Annotated in this window: 17 protein-coding genes and 1 riboswitch; of the genes, 5 read left to right on the forward strand and 12 right to left on the reverse strand. The window is 76.4% G+C overall.

Features of this window, described 5'->3' with window-relative positions; all coding sequences use genetic code 11:
• Positions 1–68: 68 nt before the first annotated feature.
• The 6 genes from ACI79D_RS03755 to ACI79D_RS03780 form a co-directional block, all read right to left on the reverse strand.
• The gene (locus ACI79D_RS03755; protein WP_456916971.1) at positions 69–1,295 is read right to left on the reverse strand and encodes an MFS transporter; all 1,227 of its coding nucleotides are present in this window, start codon (positions 1,293–1,295) and stop codon (positions 69–71) included.
• Between the two features lie 90 nt (positions 1,296–1,385).
• On the reverse strand, positions 1,386–2,555 hold the full coding sequence (gene mftD, locus ACI79D_RS03760) for a pre-mycofactocin synthase MftD (RefSeq protein ID WP_456916972.1): 1,170 nt from the start codon (positions 2,553–2,555) through the stop codon (positions 1,386–1,388).
• A 110-nt stretch (positions 2,556–2,665) separates the two neighbouring features.
• A complete protein-coding gene (locus ACI79D_RS03765) occupies positions 2,666–4,171 on the reverse strand; it encodes a precorrin-2 C(20)-methyltransferase (RefSeq protein WP_456916973.1) in 1,506 nt (501 codons plus the stop codon).
• Positions 4,168–4,788: a precorrin-8X methylmutase gene (locus ACI79D_RS03770; RefSeq protein ID WP_456916974.1), complete on the reverse strand. Its 621-nt coding sequence runs from the start codon at positions 4,786–4,788 to the stop codon at positions 4,168–4,170. The genes ACI79D_RS03765 and ACI79D_RS03770 overlap by 4 nt, the downstream gene beginning before the upstream one ends.
• The gene (gene cobG, locus ACI79D_RS03775; RefSeq protein WP_456916975.1) at positions 4,788–6,002 is read right to left on the reverse strand and encodes a precorrin-3B synthase; all 1,215 of its coding nucleotides are present in this window, start codon (positions 6,000–6,002) and stop codon (positions 4,788–4,790) included. The genes ACI79D_RS03770 and cobG overlap by 1 nt, the downstream gene beginning before the upstream one ends.
• Before the next feature lie 38 nt (positions 6,003–6,040).
• Positions 6,041–6,736, reverse strand: a complete 696-nt coding sequence (locus ACI79D_RS03780; RefSeq protein WP_456916976.1) for a DUF4383 domain-containing protein — start codon at positions 6,734–6,736, stop codon at positions 6,041–6,043.
• A gap of 127 nt (positions 6,737–6,863) precedes the next feature.
• Here ACI79D_RS03780 and ACI79D_RS03785 point away from each other — a divergent pair, with 127 nt between their 5' ends.
• The gene (locus ACI79D_RS03785) at positions 6,864–7,193 is read left to right on the forward strand and encodes a tetratricopeptide repeat protein (protein ID WP_456916977.1); all 330 of its coding nucleotides are present in this window, start codon (positions 6,864–6,866) and stop codon (positions 7,191–7,193) included.
• 34 nt (positions 7,194–7,227) lie between these two features.
• Positions 7,228–7,608 carry a YunG family protein gene (locus ACI79D_RS03790; RefSeq protein ID WP_456916978.1) on the forward strand — a complete coding sequence of 127 codons (381 nt, stop codon included), beginning with the start codon at positions 7,228–7,230 and terminating at the stop codon, positions 7,606–7,608.
• A gap of 3 nt (positions 7,609–7,611) precedes the next feature.
• On the opposite strand, the gene ACI79D_RS03795 is transcribed toward ACI79D_RS03790, so the two are convergent.
• Together ACI79D_RS03795 and ACI79D_RS03800 are read right to left on the reverse strand one after the other, a co-directional pair.
• Positions 7,612–8,394, reverse strand: coding sequence for a PIG-L deacetylase family protein (locus ACI79D_RS03795; protein ID WP_456916979.1), 783 nt, complete (start codon positions 8,392–8,394; stop codon positions 7,612–7,614).
• A gap of 105 nt (positions 8,395–8,499) precedes the next feature.
• Complete coding sequence (locus tag ACI79D_RS03800; RefSeq protein ID WP_456916980.1) at positions 8,500–9,207, reverse strand: methyltransferase domain-containing protein; 708 nt, start codon at positions 9,205–9,207, stop codon at positions 8,500–8,502.
• A 71-nt stretch (positions 9,208–9,278) separates the two neighbouring features.
• Positions 9,279–9,340, forward strand: a riboswitch (cobalamin riboswitch).
• A gap of 54 nt (positions 9,341–9,394) precedes the next feature.
• On the opposite strand from ACI79D_RS03800, the gene cobN reads away from it, so the two are divergent.
• Positions 9,395–13,015 (forward strand): cobaltochelatase subunit CobN, encoded by a 3,621-nt coding sequence (gene cobN, locus ACI79D_RS03805; protein ID WP_456916981.1) that lies wholly within the window; start codon positions 9,395–9,397, stop codon positions 13,013–13,015.
• Positions 13,016–13,418: 403 nt separating this feature from the next.
• Here the strand turns inward: cobN and ACI79D_RS03810 are convergent, their stop codons facing one another.
• Genes ACI79D_RS03810 through ACI79D_RS03820 form a run of 3 tightly spaced genes read right to left on the reverse strand, consistent with a single transcriptional unit; the run spans position 13,419 to position 15,275 of the window.
• Positions 13,419–14,177: an adenosylcobinamide-GDP ribazoletransferase gene (locus ACI79D_RS03810; RefSeq protein ID WP_456916982.1), complete on the reverse strand. Its 759-nt coding sequence runs from the start codon at positions 14,175–14,177 to the stop codon at positions 13,419–13,421.
• Entirely contained in the window at positions 14,174–14,695 is a 522-nt protein-coding gene (cobU, locus tag ACI79D_RS03815; RefSeq protein WP_456916983.1) for a bifunctional adenosylcobinamide kinase/adenosylcobinamide-phosphate guanylyltransferase, read from the reverse strand. The genes ACI79D_RS03810 and cobU overlap by 4 nt, the downstream gene beginning before the upstream one ends.
• A 28-nt stretch (positions 14,696–14,723) precedes the next feature.
• Entirely contained in the window at positions 14,724–15,275 is a 552-nt protein-coding gene (locus ACI79D_RS03820) for a histidine phosphatase family protein (RefSeq protein WP_456916984.1), read from the reverse strand.
• Positions 15,276–15,434: 159 nt separating this feature from the next.
• On the opposite strand from ACI79D_RS03820, the gene ACI79D_RS03825 reads away from it, so the two are divergent.
• Together ACI79D_RS03825 and ACI79D_RS03830 are read left to right on the forward strand one after the other, a co-directional pair.
• Entirely contained in the window at positions 15,435–16,223 is a 789-nt protein-coding gene (locus ACI79D_RS03825) for an oxidoreductase (RefSeq protein ID WP_456916985.1), read from the forward strand.
• Positions 16,224–16,240: 17 nt separating this feature from the next.
• Complete coding sequence (locus ACI79D_RS03830) at positions 16,241–17,209, forward strand: aldo/keto reductase (protein ID WP_456916986.1); 969 nt, start codon at positions 16,241–16,243, stop codon at positions 17,207–17,209.
• A 65-nt stretch (positions 17,210–17,274) separates the two neighbouring features.
• On the opposite strand, the gene ACI79D_RS03835 is transcribed toward ACI79D_RS03830, so the two are convergent.
• A complete protein-coding gene (locus ACI79D_RS03835; protein WP_456916987.1) occupies positions 17,275–18,126 on the reverse strand; it encodes an HAD-IB family hydrolase in 852 nt (283 codons plus the stop codon).
• Positions 18,127–18,247 lie beyond the last annotated feature (121 nt).

Genomic DNA, 18,247 nt, shown 5'->3' on the forward strand with positions numbered 1-18,247 from the left:
GGTCCGATTCGGCCCCCTGCAGGGTCCCGCCGCGAGCGTGCGAGTGGCGGGGGGCAGGGGGCCCTTCCTCAAGCGGCGAGCGGCTCGGCCTGCTCGACCGGCGCCGCCTGCCGCAGGGCCCGGCGCCGGCGCAGCAGGCCGGCCACCGCGATCGCCGTGAGGACGACGAGCACCGCGGCGTAGCCCTCGGCGGTCGGTCGCAGCCCCACCTCGCCGGCGACGACCCCGGCGACGATCGCCGGCACGCTGAAGGCGAGGTAGCCCACCACGTAGACGCTGGAGAGCAGCCCCGCGCGGTCGCCGGGCGCGACACCCGCGGTGATCGTGCCCATCGCGCCCAGGAACGCCGAGCCGAAGCCGAACCCGGACACCACCGAGGCGACGAAGAACAGCGGCAGCGACGCGGTGACCAGCGCGGTGATCGCGATGCTCACCCCGACGGCGAACAGCAGCGCGCCGGAGAGCATCGACCGCTGCGGGCGCACCCGCCACATGGTGGTCGACGCGACCGCGCCGGTCCCCTGCATGGCGAGGATCAGCAGGCTGCCGACGAGGTGGTCGTCGACCCCGAAGACGTCCACGGCCAGCGACGGGCCGAGGGAGAGGTAGAGCCCGCCGAGCGCCCACATGGCGACCAGGCAGGGCAGCGCGACCAGGAAGGCCGCCCGGTGCGCGCGGGGCACCCGCACCTGCGGGCGCAGCGACGCCAGCGCCCCCGGCGTCCGCGGCGAGGTCTCGGGGAGCAGCGAGACCACAGCGGTGGCGAGCACGAAGGCGACCGCGAGCGAGGCGAACACCCAGCGGGTCGGCTCGGCGGCGAGCTCGACCAGCAGGCCGGCGCCCACCGCGCCGAGGGAGAGCCCGACCGTGGGCGAGGCGCTGTTGAGCATCGCCGCCAGGGGCCGGTCGCGGCGCTGCAGGTCCAGCAGCACCGCCCCGAGCGTGCCGGTCAGGGCGCCGACGGACAGCCCCTGCACCACCCGGGCGGCCAGCAGCCAGCCCACGCCGTCCGCCGCGAGGAACAGCAGGCTGGCGCCGACCTGGAGCAGCAGGCCGACGGCGACCACCGGACGGCGCCCGACATGGTCGGAGAGCCGGCCCACCACCAGCAGCGCGCCCAGCAGGGCGATCGCGTAGATGCCGAAGACCGTCGTCAGGACGCCGGCCGAGAACCCGAACCGCTCCTGGTAGACGCGGTACAGCGGCGAGGGCACCCCCGAGGCGGCGAGGACCAGGACCAGCAGGGTCGCGGCCGTCCAGAAGGCGGCTCTCGGGGGCAGGCGGCGGGAGGGCACGACAACGAGCAAGCCCTCCCGCCGCGACCGCATTCCCGCGCGGACGGCGGGTCCGCGGGGATCAGCGCCGGGCGGCCGGCGCCGCGGCGGTCAGCGTCGCTCGAAGTCCGCCGGCAGGACGACGTCCTCGCGGGTGAGGTCGTGCACCGAGGACTTGCCCAGCCCCAGCAGCGCCTCGTCGATGCCCTGCCGGAGGATCGACAGCACGTTCTGCACGCCGCGCTCGCCGTTGGCGGCCATGCCCCACAGGTAGGCCCGGCCGATCATCACGGCCTTGGCGCCCAGCGCCATCGCCTTCACCACGTCCGCGCCGCGCCGCACGCCGCCGTCCATGACGACCTCGACCTGGTCGCCGACGGCCTCGGCGATCGCCGGCAGCGAGCGGATCGCGCCGGGGGTGCTGTCGAGGTTGTTGCCGCCGTGCGTGGAGACGGAGATGGCGCTCACGCCGGCGTCGACCGCGCGGCGGGCGTCGTCGACGCGGGTGACGCCCTTGAGCATGAACGGCCCGCCCCACTGCTCGCGCAGCCACGCGACGTCCTCCCAGCGCGGCAGCGCGGTGCCCATCCACTCGCCGTAGGCGCCGAAGAAGTTCGGCGGCTCCTGACCCTCGAGGGCCAGGTTGGGCACGCTGAGCTCGGGGATCGAGCCGGTGCGCAGGTAGGTGGCCAGCCAGCGCGGCTTGCGCAGCACCTCGGGGGCGAACTTCAGCGCGTTCTTGACGTCGATCTTCTCCGGGATCGGCGGGCTGCCCCAATCGCGGCGGGACGCGAACGACCAGTCCAGCGTCATGATCAGGCCCTTGGAGCCCGCGGCCCGGGCGCGCTCGGCGCGGGCGAGGATCGTCTCGCGCGAGCCGACCCAGTACATCTGGAAGAACAGCTTGTCGTTGGCCGCGCCGACCTCCTCGACCGGCTTGCTGGCGAAGGAGGACAGCCCCATCGCGACGTCCTCGGCCTTGGCGGCGCGGGCGACGGCGACCTCGCCGTCGGGGTGGACCGCCTGCACGCCGGTGGGGGAGATGAGCACCGGCATCGACACCTGCTGGCCCATGACCGTCGTCGCCGTCTCGCGCTTGGCCGACAGGTCCGCGACGTGCGGCCGCCAGGTGATCTCGTCGAAGGCGGCGACGTTGTCGTCGGCGGTCAGGCCCTTCTCGGTGCCGGCGACCAGCGCCATGTAGACCGACCGCGGGAGCCGCTTCTTCGCGCGGTGCTTGGCCTCCTCGACGGTCTCGAACCAGTCCTTGGTGCTCGCCATGAGAGCTCCTCTGCACTCAGCGGTCGGCCGGCATCGGCGCCGATGCGGTGACGCCTGCCACGTCGCCGTCATGGTGCCAGGGCGTGGCACTGAGTGTCACGACCTTCTTCTCACTCCCGGAAGGACGGGTGCGAGCGGGGGCTGTAGACGGCGCCGGTCGGGCTGACGCGGGTCTGCGAGGAGCCGACGAGGACCAGGCAGCGCATGTCGACGGCCTCCGGGTCGAGCTCGCCGAGCGTGGTGACCGTGACCCGCTCCTCCGGCCCGCCGACGTCCCGGCCGACCACGACGACGGTCTCGGGCGCGCGGACCTCCAGCAGCACCTCCCGCGCCTGGCCCAGCTGGTGCGGCCGGGCCTTCGACCTCGGGTTGTACAGCGCGATCACCAGGTCGGCGGCCGCGGCGTGGCGCAGCCGGTCGACGACGACGTCCCACGGCTTGCGGACGTCGGACAGGCTCAGCACGGCGAAGTCGTGTCCCAGGGGCGCGCCCACCCGCGCGGCCACGGCCTGGGCGGCGGTGAGGCCGGGCAGCACCCGCACCGGGACGCCGGCGAACTCCGGCCGCGCCGCCACCTCCAGCACGGCCGCGGCCATGGCGAAGACGCCGGGGTCCCCGCTGGAGACCACCGCGACCCGCCGTCCGGTCCGCGCCAGCTCGAGGGCGTGCGCCGCCCGCTCGGCCTCCACCCGGTTGTCGCTCGGGTGGCGGGTCTGCCGCGGGTTGACCGGCACCCGGTCGAGGTAGGGGCCGTAGCCGACCAGGTCGTCGGCGGCGGCCAGCGCCTCGGCGGCCTCGGGCGTGGTCCACGAGCGACGGCCGGGACCGAGGCCGACCACGACCACCTCGCCGGTGCGCGGTGCCTGCTCGTCGTGCTGCTCGGGACCGGGCGTGGGGCCGGTCAGCGGGCTGGGCAGCAGGGCGAGGGAGAAGTAGGGGACGGTCGCCGGGTCGACCTCGGCCAGCGGCAGGCAGCGCTGACGGTCGGTCGTCGCCCGCTCCACGTACAGCGCCCGGTCGAGGACGCCGGCGCGGTCGAACGCCTCGCGCACCTGCGGGAACGTGCGCCCGAGCTTGAGCACCGCGGCCGAGTCGGTGGTGCCCAGCCACTCGGCGAGCTCGTCGGCGCCGAGCGTGCCGGGCAGCACGGTGAGCACCTCGTCGCGCTCGACCAGCGGCCGGCCGACCGCCGCGGACGCCCCGCTCACGCTGGTCACGCCGGGCACGACCTCGGTGGGGTAGCGGTGCGCCAGCCGCTTGTGCATGTGCATGTAGGAGCCGTAGAAGAACGGGTCCCCCTCGGCGAGGACGACGACGTCCCGCCCGGCGTCGAGGTGGGCGGCCAGCCGGGCCGCGGCCGCCTCGTAGAACTCGTCGATCGCGCCCTGGTAGCCGCCGGGGTGGTCGGTGGTCTCGGTGGTGACCGGGTAGACCAGCAGCTCCTCGACCTGGCCCTCGCGCAGGTACGGCGCGGCCAGCGCGCGGGCCACCGACCGGCCGTGCTGGGCGGCGTGGAAGGCGACGACGTCGGCGGCGCCGATCAGCCGGGCGGCCTTGACGGTGACCAGCTCGGGGTCCCCGGGCCCGAGCCCGACCCCGTAGAGACGGCCGCTCACTCGACGTCGCTCGCGATCGCGTTGACCGCCGCGGCCGTCATCGCGCTGCCGCCGCGCCGGCCGCGGACGACGAGGTACTCCAGGTCGCCGGCGGCCAGCGCCTCCTTGGACTCCGCCGCGCCGATGAAGCCGACCGGGACGCCGACCACCGCCGCCGGCCGGGGCGCGCCCGCGGCGACCATCTCCAGCAGGTGGAACAGCGCGGTGGGCGCGTTGCCGATCGCCACGACCGAGCCCTCGAGCCGGTCGCGCCACAGCTCCAGCGCCGCGGCGGTGCGGGTCGTGCCGAGCTCGGCGGCGAGGGCGGGCGTGCGCGGGTCGCCCAGCGTGCAGACGACCTCGTTGTCCGCCGGCAGCCGGCGGCGGGTGATGCCGGAGGCGACCATCTGCGCGTCGCAGAGCACCGGGGCGCCGGCGTCGAGCGCCGCCCGCGCGCGGGCCACGACGCCGGGGGAGAAGGCGAGGTCGTCGACGAGGTCCACCTGCCCGCAGGCGTGGATCATCCGCACCGCCACGCGGGCGACGTCCTCGGGCAGCCCGGCGAGGTCGGCCTCGGCGCGGATGGTCGCGAACGAGCGCCGGTAGATCTCCGCGCCGTCCTTCACGTACTCGAACATCACGCCTTCCCGATCCGGTACCCGGTCCCCGTCGCCACCACGTCGACCACCTCGCCGCGCGGGCGGCCGCAGCGGCGCTCGCACCCCGCCCAGTGCTGCCGGGCGCCGTCGGCGGGCAGGACGCCGGCCGCGACGGCGTGCGCGGCGTCCGCGCGGACGTCGGCCCGGCTCTTCGCGCACCCCGGCCGCCCGGTGCAGGCGGTGACCCGCAGCCAGGGGCTGTCCGGGTCGAGCACCAGGCCCGCCGCGGTGAGGGAGGAGGCCGCCGCGTCGTCGGGCAGGTCGGGCAGGACCACGCTGCGCCACGGGGTCAGCTGCAGGTCGTCGGCGGTGGCGGCGAGCAGGTCGGCCTGGTCGGCGGTCAGCCTCCCCAGCGGGACGACCGCGACCAGCGCGACCCGCCCGTCGTCCTGCCGCAGGCGACCACACGGTCGTCCTCCGGACGACACCGCGGCCAGGTGCCGTTCCCCGGCGCCGTGGAGCCGCTGCCCACCCTCCTCGGGGAGGCCTCCGGCCCCCCGCTCGTCGGGCGACACCGTCGTGAAGAGCCGGGCGGCGACGCGGGCGGGGCCGTCGTCGAGCTCGGCCAGCCGCCAGGCGCTCGACTCCTGGTCGGCGCGCTCGTCGAGGAAGGCGCGGGCGGCGGCGAGGGCGAGGGCCACCGCGTCCTCGGGTGCCACGCGCAGGCCGGTGTCGGCGCCGGCGAGGGTCAGCGCGACCGTGGCCGGGCAGCGCGCGCGCAGGCCGACGTCCCCGCCCAGGCCGGCGACGTCGCCGCGGCCGTCGTCGAGGGTCACCAGGAACCGGCCCGGCAGCGCGGCGAACGCCGGCTCCGCGCACAGCCCGGCGTCCAGCGCGGCCACCCACGGCCGGACGTCGAGCCGGCCGCCGGCCCGGCCGGACAGCGCGCTGGCCAGCACGTTGCGCACCCGCTCGTGCGCGGCGCTGGGCAGCAGGCCGGCCGCGGCGAGCCGGCCGCCCAGCTCCGCCTCGGCCCCCGGCGCCAGGCCGCGCAGCTGCACGTTGCCCCGGCTGGTCAGCTCCAGGCCGCCGTCGCCGAGGTCGTGTGCCGCGCCGGCGAGGACCCGCAGCTGGGCGGCGGTGAGCAGGCCGCCGGGCACCCGCACCCGCGCCAGCGCCCCGTCGGCCGCGGCGTGGGTCTGCAGCGCGCCGGGGCAGGCGTCGCTGCGGAGGCGGGCGGGCGTGGCGGTCATGGCGCTGGCGAGGGTACGGCCCGCCGGCGCCGGCGGTCTCAGCGCAGCTCGCGCCCGCTGTCGAAGGACATCCACACCCGCCGGCGGTCGGCCCGCGAGTGCACCCGGGCCATGGCCTCGACCCGGCGCCGCTGGTCGTCGGTCGCCAGGTGCTGGACGACGGCCACCTCGGCGTCGCGCATCGCCCGCTCGGCGGCGACCTCCTGCGGGGTGGACGGGAACTCGTCGTCGTCCTCGGCGGCGGCCGCGTGCGGGTGGGCGTACGGGCTGTCCTCGGGCAGGTGCCCGCCGATCCGGCCGTAGGCGCCGAGCACCAGCAGGAGCAGGCCGACGCCGACGGAGAAGGCGACGTTCCTGAACTCGAAGGCCAGGATGTTGAACGACGTCCGCAGCACCGCCAGGTTGACCAGGGCGGAGAGCAGGAACAGCACGCCGATGACGATCATGACCGTCGACGCGGTGCGCGGGCTGCGCGCGGCGGCGACGAGGAGCACGACCGCCACCACGACCGAGATGGTCGACAGCAGGCCGTTGGACGACAGGCCGAGGATGCGCTGACCGTCGGTCGAGAAGTAGGCCAGGCCGCCGGCGAAGCCGAGCAGGCCGAAGACCAGCAGGAACAGCGCCACCAGGACCGCGCCGGTGCGCTGGACGGCGAACACGCGGGCGCCGGGGCCGGGGTGTTCCTCGGGTGGGTGCGCCGTGCGGTGGGGGAGGTGGAGTCGCAGTGTCATGGGAGCTCCCAGGAGACGCGGGACGGTGCCCATTCTTCGCCTCCGCGGCGGGCACGGATGCGGTCGAAGGTCGCGATCCCGCGCCGGCGGGGGAAGCTCCGGGGGCCGGTCCGGCGTTGTCCCTGGCATGACCCAGCCGTTCGAGATCGACCTGCACTCGGAGTTCCTCCGCGCGGACCTGTTCCTCGCGATGGGCCAGCCGATCGAGGCGGCGAAGGTGCTCGCGGCGGTCGTCGAGGCCGAGCCGGGCAACGAGGCCGCCCTCGAGCTGCTCGCCCGCGCCTACTTCGGCTCCGCCCAGCTCGCCCGCGCCGAGCAGACGCTGACCCGGCTGGTCGAGCTCGCCCCGGCCAACGGGTGGGCGCGCCGGGCCCTGGCCCGCACGCTGGAGCGGCAGAGCCGGTCCGACGAGGCGGTCGGCCACCACCGGGTGGCCGACGCCCTGGGCGCGGCCTGACCGACCTGTCGGCAGCGGGTGGCAGCCTGCCGCCGTGCCTGCCCTGGACGCCGTGACCGCGGCCGTGCGCGCGGCCTGGTCCCGCGAGACCTGCGACGACGCCGACCTCGCCGACTGGACGCCGGCCGATCCGGCCCGCGGCCAGTGCGGCGCCACCGCGCTGGTCGTGCACGACCTGCTCGGCGGGGAGCTGCTGCTGGCCGAGGTGCTGCGGCCGGACGGCTCCCGGCAGGGCGTCCACTGGTGGAACCGGCTGTCCGACGGCACCGAGGTCGACCTCACCCGCGAGCAGTTCGCGGCCGACGAGGTGGTGCAGGAGCCCCGGGTGGTCGAGCGACCGCAGGGGGCGCCGCGCCGCTGCGCGGAGCAGTACCTGCGGCTGCGGGCGCGGGTCTCCGCCGCCCTCGCGGCCTGACGGTCAGCCGACCCGCTCGGCGGCCGCGCGCATCGCCTCCAGAGCGATCGGCGGCGGTGCGGCGAAGTCGAAGGCCCGGAACAGCACCGCGTGCTCGACGCCCAGGGCCGGGCCCTGCAGCGCGGTGATCCCGGGGATCATCGCCCGGGGCGGCGGGTGCCCCGGGATGCCCGCGAGGTACTGGCTGTGCGCCTCCAGCGAGGCGACGCCGCGCGCCAGCGGCTCACCGGTCACGTCCACGCCGTGGGTGGGCCGGGGGTCGCCGCCCACCAGCAGCCACCGCGTCGACCAGGGCTCGAGCCCCTCGTCGAGCAGCTCGGGGAAGACCCAGCGGTTGCCGGCGTCCCGCAGGGCGTCGACCGCCGCGAGCCCGGCCACCCGGTGGTCGGCCTGGTTGAGCCCGGCGACGAACTCGACGTCCCACGACCCGACGAGCAGCGCCTCCGGCCGGTAGCCGCGGATGACCCGCGCGATGTCGCGGCGCAGGCCCAGCCCGTACTCCAGGACGCCGTCGGGGTGGTCGAGGAAGCGGACGTCGGTCACGCCGACCACGTCCGCGGCCGCCACCTGCTCCGCCGTCCGCAGCCGCGCGGTCTCCTCCGGCCGGAGCGCGTCCATGCCCGCCTCGCCGCGGGTGAGCAGCAGGTAGGCGACGTCGATCCCCTGGGCGGTCCAGGCGGCGACGGCCGAGGACGTGCCGTACTCGACGTCGTCGGGGTGGGCGACCACGCACAGGACACGGGAGAAGGCGTCCGCGGGGAACGGCGCCACCGGGGGCGGTCCCATGCGCGGCAGGGTAGGGCCAGGCCGGACGGCGGCGGCCCGTCCGCGGTGACGTCCGCCGGCCCGCCGGAGCGTCGCCACGCGCAGCAGCCGTGCGGGTGGACGCCGTCAGTCCCGCGTCAGCTCCAGCAGCGCGCGGGCGCCGCGCTGGAACTCGTACCCCACCTCGCGGACCTCCGCGGTGACCCCGGCGGCGGCGAGGTCGTGCACCAGCCCGGCGAGCAGGTCGGGCAGCGCGCCGCCGGCCTGGTCGACCAGCGGGTAGACCCGCACCCGGCCGCGACTGACCCGCGCCATCTCCAGCAGCGCCGCCCGGTGGAACGCGCGGTCGAGCCGGTCGGCGTAGGTGAACAGCAGGTGGGAGGAGAGGACGAGGTCGAACGCGCCGTCGCCGAACGGCAGCGCGGGCAGCGCCGCGCAGACGTACCGGCCGGGCGCGGCGGCGCGGTCGGCGGCGAACGCCCGCGCCGCCTCCGCCCGCACCCGGGTGTGGCCGGCCGGGTCCCCGTAGAAGTCCCAGACGTAGCGGTCGGCGTGCGCCTGGGCCCAGGCCCGTCCGCGCTCCAGCTCGCCGGCCAGCCGGTCCTCGAGCGCGGCCGGTGGGGTGGCGTACACCGGGTCGACCGCGACCGCGTCGGTCCCGCGGGCCCGGGCGACCGCGGTGAAGCCGGCGCCGCCTCCGGGGCAGTCCAGGACCCGGCCGGCGAGGTCGGTGTCGGACAGGGCGAACATCGCCCGGTACTCGTCGAAGGAGCGGGCACTGACCAGGTACGCCCCGATGTCGCGCGCCCCCGGGCGCAGGGCTGGGTCGGCCACGGCGGCCGAGCCTGCCGGACTCAGCCGCGGGCGACCACCGGGTAGCGTCCCGGCATCACGGCAGTGCGCGCGGAAGCCGGTGCGAGTCCGGCGCGGTCCCGCCACTGTGATCCCCCCGGGGGAAGCCAGACACGCCGGCTGCCGTGCCCGACGACCCGGGGCGCGGACCCCGAGTGAGGACCTGCCCGTGTTCGTGCTGCTGTCCACCAGCGACACCGACCTGCTGTCGGCCCGCGCGAGCGGTGCCGACTGGCGGCTGGGCAACCCCGCCCGGCTCGACCCCGACGGGGTCGCCGCCCTGGTCGAGGGGGCGCAGCTGGTCGTCGTCCGGCTGCTCGGGGTGCGGCGGCAGTTCGAGGAGCTGCTCGCGCCGCTGCTGGCCGGGCCCGCGCCGGTCGTCGTCCTCGGCGGGGAGCAGCTGCCCGACGCCGAGCTGATGGCGCTGTCCACGGTGCCGATGGGCGTGGCGACCGAGGCGCACGGCTACCTGGCCCAGGGCGGGCCGGGCAACCTGGTGCAGCTGCACCGGTTCCTGTCCGACACGGTGCTGCTCACCGGGGAGGGGTTCGAGCCGCCGGCGGTCGCGCCGGACTGGGGCCTGCTGGACCGGCCGACCAGGAGCACCGGCCCGACCGTCGCCGTCCTCTACTACCGGGCCCACCACCTGGCCGGGAACACCGCGTTCGTCGAGTCGCTGTGCGCCGCGATCGAGGACGCCGGCGGCCGCGCCCTGCCGGTGTTCACCGCGACCCTGCGCAGCGTGCCCGACGACCTGCTGGCCACCCTGCGCACCGCCGACGCGCTGGTCGTCACCGTGCTGGCCGCCGGTGGCTCCCGCCCCGCCACCGCGCAGGCCGGTGGGGACGACGGCGCCTGGGACGTCGGCGCGCTCGCCTCCCTCGACGTGCCGGTGCTGCAGGGGCTGTGCCTGACCCGCTCCCGCGAGGAGTGGCTGGCCGACGACGACGGCCTCTCGCCGCTCGACGTCGGCAACCAGGTCGCGATCCCGGAGTTCGACGGCCGGCTGGTCAGCGTGCCGTTCTCGTTCAAGGAGACCGACGCCGACGGGCTGACCAGCTACGTCGCCGACCCCGAGCGGGCCGCCCGGGTGGCCGGCACGGCGGTGGCGCACGCCCGGCTGCGGACCGTGCCGCCCGCCGAGCGGCGGATCGTGGTGATGCTCTCGGCCTACCCGACCAAGCACGCGCGCATCGGCAACGCCGTCGGGCTGGACACCCCGGCGTCGGTCGTCCGGCTGCTGGCGGCGATGGCGGGCGCCGGCTACGACATCGGCCCGTTCGACGGGCCCTCCGCACTGCCCGGGGTCGCGGACCTCGACGGCGACGCCCTGGTGCACGCACTCATCGCCGCCGGCGGGCAGGACGCCGACTGGCTGACCGACGAGCAGCTGTCGGGCAACCCGGTGCGCATCCCGGCCGCGTCCTACCGCGCCTTCTTCGACACCCTCCCGGAGGACCTGCGGTCGGCGGTGGTCGAGCACTGGGGGGAGCCGCCGGGCTCGCTGTTCGTGGACCGCAGTGCCTCCGGTGGCGGGGAGATCGTCTTCGCCGCGCTGCGGGCGGGCAACGTCGTGGTGATGGTCCAGCCGCCGCGCGGCTTCGGGGAGAACCCGATCGCGATCTACCACGACCCGGACCTGCCGCCGTCCCACCACTACCTGGCCGCCTACTGGTGGCTGCGGTCGGAGTTCGGCGCGCACGCGCTGGTGCACGTCGGCAAGCACGGCAACCTGGAGTGGCTGCCGGGCAAGACCGTCGGGCTGTCGGCCTCCTGCGCGCCGGACGCGGCCCTCGGCGACCTGCCGCTGGTCTACCCGTTCCTGGTCAACGACCCGGGGGAGGGCTCGCAGGCCAAGCGGCGTGCGCACGCCACGCTGGTCGACCACATGGTGCCGCCGATGGCCCGCGCCGACTCCTACGGCGACATCGCCCGGCTGGAGCAGCTGCTCGACGAGCACGCCAACGTCGCGGCGATGGACCCGGCGAAGCTGCCCGCCGTCCGGGCGCAGATCTGGACCCTGCTGCAGGCGGCGAAGCTGGACTCCGACCTGGGGCTGTCCGAACGGCCCGAGGACGAGCACTTCGACGAGATGATCCTGCACGTCGACGGCTGGCTCTGTGAGATCAAGGACTCGCAGATCCGCGACGGCCTGCACGTGCTCGGCGTGCCCCCGACCGGCGACGACCGCGTGGACCTGGTGCTGGCGATGCTGCGGGCCCGGCAGGTCTGGGGCGGCGCGGTGGCGCTGCCCGGGTTGCGGGAGGCGCTGGGGCTGGCCGAGGGGGCGTCGCGCAGCGACACCGACGAGGTCGAGTCGCGCGCCGCCGCGCTGGTGGCGGGCATGGAGGCAGCCGGGTGGACGCCGGACGCCGTCCCCTCGGTGGTGGCCTCCGTCCTGGGTGAGCCGTCCTCGCAGGTGGAGGCGGTGCTGCGGTTCGCCGTCGAGGAGGTCGTGCCGCGGCTGGAGCGCACCACCGACGAGATGGACGCCGTCCTGCACGCCCTCGACGGCGGGTACGTGCCCGCCGGCCCCTCGGGCTCGCCGCTGCGCGGGCTGGTCAACGTGCTGCCGACCGGGCGGAACTTCTACTCGGTCGACCCACGCGCCATCCCGTCGCGGCTGGCCTGGGAGACCGGGCAGGCGATGGCCGAGTCGCTGGTCGAGCGGTACCGCGCCGACACCGGGTCCTGGCCGCGGTCGGTGGGCCTGTCGGTGTGGGGCACCTCGGCGATGCGCACCTCCGGGGACGACGTCGCGGAGGTGCTCGCGCTGCTCGGCGTGCGCCCGGTGTGGGACGACGCGTCGCGGCGGGTGACCGGACTCGAGCCCGTGCCGCTCGACGAGCTGGGCCGGCCGCGGATCGACGTCACGGTGCGGATCTCCGGCTTCTTCCGGGACGCCTTCCCGCACGTGGTGACCATGCTCGACGACGCCGTGACGCTGGCGGCGGGGCTGTCCGAGTCGCCCGAGGAGAACTTCGTGCGGGCGCACGTCGAGGCCGACGTCGCCGCCCACGGGGACCGCCGGCGAGCCACCACCCGCGTGTTCGGCTCCAAGCCCGGCGCCTACGGAGCCGGGCTCCTGCCGCTGATCGACTCGCGCGACTGGCGGGGGGACGCCGACCTGGCCGAGGTCTACGCCGTCTGGGGCGGCTACGCCTACGGCCGCGGGCTGGACGGCGTGGCCGCCCGGCCGGACATGGAGGCGGCCTACCGGCGGATCGCGGTCGCGGCGAAGAACGTCGACACCCGCGAGCACGACATCGCCGACTCCGACGACTACTTCCAGTACCACGGCGGGATGGTGGCGACGGTGCGCGCGCTGACCGGCCGGGCCCCGGCCGCCTACGTCGGGGACTCCACGCGGCCGGAGGCGGTGCGCACCCGTTCGCTGACCGAGGAGACCGCCCGGGTGTTCCGCGCGCGGGTGGTGAACCCGAAGTGGCTGGAGGCGATGCGCCGGCACGGCTACAAGGGCGCGTTCGAGCTGGCCGCGACCGTGGACTACCTGTTCGGGTACGACGCCACGACCGGGGTGGTCGCCGACTGGATGTACGAGAAGCTCACGCAGACCTACGTGCTCGACCCGGAGAACCGGGAGTTCCTCGAGCGGTCCAACCCGTGGGCCCTGCACGGCATCGCGGAGCGGCTGCTGGAGGCGGTCGACCGGCGGATGTGGGCCGAGCCCGACCCGGCTCTGCTGGCCGAGCTGCAGCAGGCCTACCTCGACACCGAGGGGGACCTGGAGGGCGGCGAGACCCCGGCCCAGCAGGGCGCCGGGAGCTGATCGCGTGCATCGGTCCGGCGGGGCGGGGTACTCCTCCGGTATGAGCATCCTCGGACGACTGATGGGCACGGCGGAGAACACCGCGCGTTCGGCGACCCGCGGGGGCCGCGCCGCCGGACGGGGCACGGCACGGTCGGCAGGCCGTGGCATGTCGACCGGCCGCGGCATGGGCCGGACCTCGGCCCGCACGACGGGCCGGAAGACGATGTCCACCGGCCGAGGCCGGCCGACGACCGCCGCCTCGGGTGGTCTGCGAGGCCTGGTGGGGGGCCTGCTCCACCGGCGCTGAGAAAGGACCCTGTCCTCCTCACCGGAGAAGGACCCCGTCCTCCCCTCCCTTCGCGAGCTCAGGGCGGGCCCCGGGACGGGGCCACGGCGAGACTCTGGACGGGGCCGCCGCTCCTCAGCCCAGGACGGCCGCGGCCACCAGCAGGGTGGCCGCGGCCGCGGCCTCGCCCATCGCCCCCATGACGTCGCCGGTGACGCCGCCCAGGCGGGCGCGCGCCCGGCGCAGCAGGACCTCGGCCGCGAGCAGACCGGCAGCCGCGCTGACGGCCAGCCGACCGGCCCGCGCGAGGTCGCCGCCCGCGGCGGCCACGACCAGGGCCGCCGCGGCGAGGCCGCACGCGACCAGCCACCGCCTCGACACCGTGCCCGCCACCGACCGCGCCAGCGACGAGCCCGCGGCCACCGCGACGCCGGGCAGACCGGTGCGGGCCATCGCCAGCCGGGCGACGAGGGGGGCCAGCCAGAGCGCCGTCCAGCCGTCGGGGGTGCCGAGGAGGGCCGCGGCGCAGGCCACCTGCAGCAGGACGGTCAACAGCACCGTCACCACTCCGAACGGGCCGACGTCGCCCTGGTGCATCACCTGCAGCGCCCGCTCCCGGCCGCGCAGCGGGCCGAGGCCGTCGGCGGTGTCGGCCAGCCCGTCCAGGTGCAGGCCACGCGTCAGCACCGCCAGGACGGCGGTGCCCAGCACGGCCCCCACCAGCGGGGAGACCAGCTCCGCCCCGGCCGCGGCGACCCCGGTGGCGATCCCGCCGAGCACCAGCCCCACCAGCGGGGCCCACGGGAGCACGCCCCTCGTGGAGGCCGCCGCGGCCGCCGGGACGCGCAGGACGGTGAGCAGCGCGGCTGACTCCAGCGGGCCGGTCCACCTCATCGCAGCCGCTGGGGCAGCCCGGCCACCACGAACCACACCTCGTCGGCCGTGCCGGCCAGCCGCTGGTTGACCGCGCCCAGGGTGTCCCGGAACAGCCGGCCCGACCGGGTCTCCGGGACCACCCCCAGCCCCACCTCGTCGGAGACGGCCACCACGTGCGCGGGTGTCGTGGTCCAGGCGTCCACCAGGGCGTCGCAGCCGCCGGCGAGCCGGGCCGCGGCGCCGGGTGCGTCGGTCCACACGCCGGCCTCGTCCATGAGCGCCGCGACCCACGTGGTGACGCTGTCGACCAGCACCGTTCCGGGGCGCACCAGGTCGCCGGGCGCGGTCGTCTCCACGGTCGTCCAGGACGCCGGGCGCCGGGCCCGGTGCGCCGCCACGCGGGCGGCCCACTCGGCGTCGTCCGGCACCGGGGGCGAGGTGGCCAGGTACGTGACGGCGTCGGCGCCGGCCACCAGGTGCTCGGCGTGCGCGGACTTGCCCGACCGGGAGCCGCCCAGCACGAGCACCTTGCTCACCGGGCGCTCCGCCGTCCCCGGTCGCCGGTCACAGCACGAGCTCCAGCCGGGTGATCGTGCCGTTGTGCGCGGTGACGACCGGCATCGCGTCCGCGCCCAGCCCGGCGGCGACGGCCTGCGCGGCGCGGATCGTGTCGCCGTGCGTGACCAGCGCGATCACCGCGGCGGGCGGCTCGGCGCACAGGTGCTTGAGGTAGGCCGCGACCCGCCCGTGCAGCTCGGCCAGGCTCTCCCCGCCCTCGGCCGCCCAGTGCGGATCGGTCCAGTCCACGACGTCCCACAGCTCTCGCGACGGGCGTCCCTCGAGGACTCCGTAGCCCTGCTCCCGCAGCGCCGGGGTCGTGGTGAACGGCAGGCCGGTCGCCGCGGCGCAGTGCTCGGCAGTCTGCACCGCCCGGCGCAGGTCGCTGGAGATCAGCACGCCGGGCCGCAGGTCGGCGAGCTCCCGCGCGGCCCGAGCCGCCTGGACGTGCCCGAGCTCGGTCAGCGGCACGGAGGGGGTCTGGCCCTGCAGGCGGCCCGTGGCGTTCCACTCGCTCTGCCCGTGGCGGACGAGGAGGAGGGTCAGCGGCTGGGCCATGGTGGGAGGCAGCGTAGCCAGCCTGCCGCCGGTCACCGACGACTCCCTCGTACCGTCGTCGCGGTGAGCGGGCGTGCGAGCCCGCCCGCACCACCCAGCAGCGTCGGTCCCGGGTCAGCCTTCGTCCCGGGGGCGACGAGCGCCAGCCAGGAGGACCTCGTGACCATCCCCGTGCGACCCGGCGCCACCCGGCCGGCTCCCCGCCCGAGCGGTCCCGACCCGCTCGCCCCCCTCCTGGAGCTGCCCGGTGTCCGGGACGCCGCCGACAGCGCCCGCGCCGGCATCGACCGGCTGCTCCGCCACCGGCTCATGCGGAACCGGTCGGCCGAGATCAGCACCGAGTCGGCGCTGCGCGGCGCCCGCGCGTCGGCCGCCCTCGAGGGGGTCGACCTCCCGCTGGCCGACCTGCGCGCCGGTCGGGTGGAGGAGCCGGTCGTGCAGGGCGCGCTGCGCACGTCGGTGGCCCTCGGGTCGATGGTCGAGACCTGGCCACGCGCGCCGGGCCAGGTCCTCGCCCGGCTGCACGTGCTCGCCGCGGCCGACCTCGTCGACCGATCCGACCTCGGCCGCCCGGCCGCGCACGCCGGCCCGCGGCTGAGCGGTCTGTTCTCGCTGGTCGCCGGGGCGACCGCGGTGCCCGCCGTTCTCGTGGCGGCGGTGGTCCACGGCGAGCTGGCCGCCCTCGCGCCGTTCGGGACGGCCGACGGCATCGTCGCCCGGGCGGCGGCCCGGCTGACCGGCATCGCCCGGGGCCTGGACCCGAAGGCGGTGTCGGTGCCCGAGGTCGGCTTCGTGGAACTGGGCCGCGAGCAGTACGCGCGCACGCTGGCCGGGTACGCCGCGGGGGAGCCCGAGGGCGTGGCGGCGTGGCTGGTGCACTGCTGCCGGGCCACCGAGCACGGGGCCCTGGAGGGGCTGGCGATCGCGGAGGCCATCCTGCGCGGCTGACGGGCAGACTGGACGACGTGCGGACTCTCGACGTCGACGGGCTCGGTGCGGTCAGCCGGGTCGGCCTGGGGACCTGGCAGTTCGGCTCGCGCGAGTGGGGGTACGGCGACGCCTACGCCTCCGGGGAGGCCGGCCGGATCGTCCGGCGGGCCCGGGAGCTGGGCATCACGCTGTTCGACACCGCCGAGGTCTACGGGTTCGGCCGCAGCGAGCGGATCCTCGGCGACGCGCTGGGCGGGGAACGGGCCGGCGTGGTCGTGGCCAGCAAGGTCTTCCCCGTCGCCCCGTTCCCGCCGGTGGTGCGCAACCGCTTCGCCGGCAGCGCCCGCCGGCTGGGCCTGCACCGGATCCCGCTCTACCAGGTGCACCAGCCCAACCCGCTGGTCCCGGACTCGGTGATCATGCCGGGCATGCGGGACCTGCTCGACGCCGGCCGCATCGGCGCCGTCGGTGTCTCCAACTACTCCCTCGACCGCTGGCAGGCCGCCGACGCCGCGCTGGGCCGCCCGGTGGTCAGCAACCAGGTGCACTTCTCGCTCGCCGTGCCCGGGCCGCTGGAGGACCTGGTGCCCTTCGCCGAGCGGGAGGGCCGGATGGTCATGGCCTACAGCCCGCTGGCGCAGGGACTGCTCGGCGGCCGCTACGGCGTGGACCACCGCCCCGGCGGCGTGCGGGCGGCCAACCCCCTGTTCGGCACGGAGAACCTCCGGCGGGCCCAGCCGCTGCTCGACGTCCTCCGGGAGGTCGCCGCGGCGCACGACGTCACCCCGGCCCAGATCGCCCTGGCCTGGCTGGTCTCCCTGCCGCGCGTGGTGGTCATCCCCGGGGCGTCGAGCGTCGCCCAGGTCGAGGCCAACGCCGCCGCCGCGGACATCCCGCTCCGTCCCGACGAGCAGGCGGCGCTCACCGCGGCGGCGCGGGCGTTCCGGCCCGTGTCGGCGGTGCGCACCCTCGTGGACCGGGTGCGGGAACACCTGCCGCTCTGAGCCGGCGGAGGACTCCGTCCCGCGCCCGCGGCGAGCCGGGGAGGGGTGGGTCAGGAGGTCCGGCGTCAGGCGCCCCGGCGACGCCGCCGTCCGCTCGCCGACGTGGGGGAGGTCCGGCCGAGCGCACCCTCGCGCAACGCCCGTCGGCGGGCGTACCAGGCCAGGCCCACCACCGCGGCGCCCACGCCCATGGCCGCCGCGCCGGTCACCACCGGCGCCGTCGGGACGGGGAAGCGCGACCGCATGGACACCGGGCGGCTGAACTCCAGCACCGGCCAGCCCCGCTCGGCCGCGGCGCGGCGCAGGGCCCGGTCGGGGTTGACCGCGGTGGGGTGGCCCACCTCCGACAGCATCGGGAGGTCGGTGACCGAGTCGCTGTAGGCGTAGCAGTCGGCGAGGTCGTAGCCGCTCTCGGCGGCCACCTCGCGGACCGCGACCGCCTTGTTCTCCCCGTAGGCGTAGAAGTCGATCTCGCCGGTGTAGCGGCCGTCGACGGTCACCATGCGCGTGGCCACCACCCGGTCGGCGCCGAGCATCTCGCCGATCGGCTCCACCATCTCCGCGCCGCTGCTCGAGACGATCACGATCTCGCGCCCGGCCGCCCGGTGCTCCTCGATGAGGTCGGCGGCCTCGGCGTAGACCAGCGGGTCGACGATGTCGTGCAGCGTCTCCCGCACGATCTCGTGCACCGTGGCGACGTCCCAGCCGGTGCACATCTGGGTGATCTGCGCCCGCATGCGCTCCATCTGCTGCGCGTCCGCGCCGGACAGGGAGAACACGAACTGCGCGTAGGCGCCCTTGAGGACGGCCCGGCGGTTGATCAGCCCGCCCTGGAAGAACGGCCGGCCGAAGGCGAGCGTGCTCGACTTCGCGATGACCGTCTTGTCCAGGTCGAAGAACGCCGCTGCGCGGGTCACGGTTCACGACTGTAAGTGGACCGGCTGACCGTGCGGCGGATCGCGCGCCGTCCACATCCCTTCGAGTCATCCACAGATCCCGCCGGCCACTCCCGCCCCGCACCGGCACCCACTGGGCTGG

The sequence above is a fragment of the Geodermatophilus sp. SYSU D00708 genome (genome assembly GCF_054050115.1).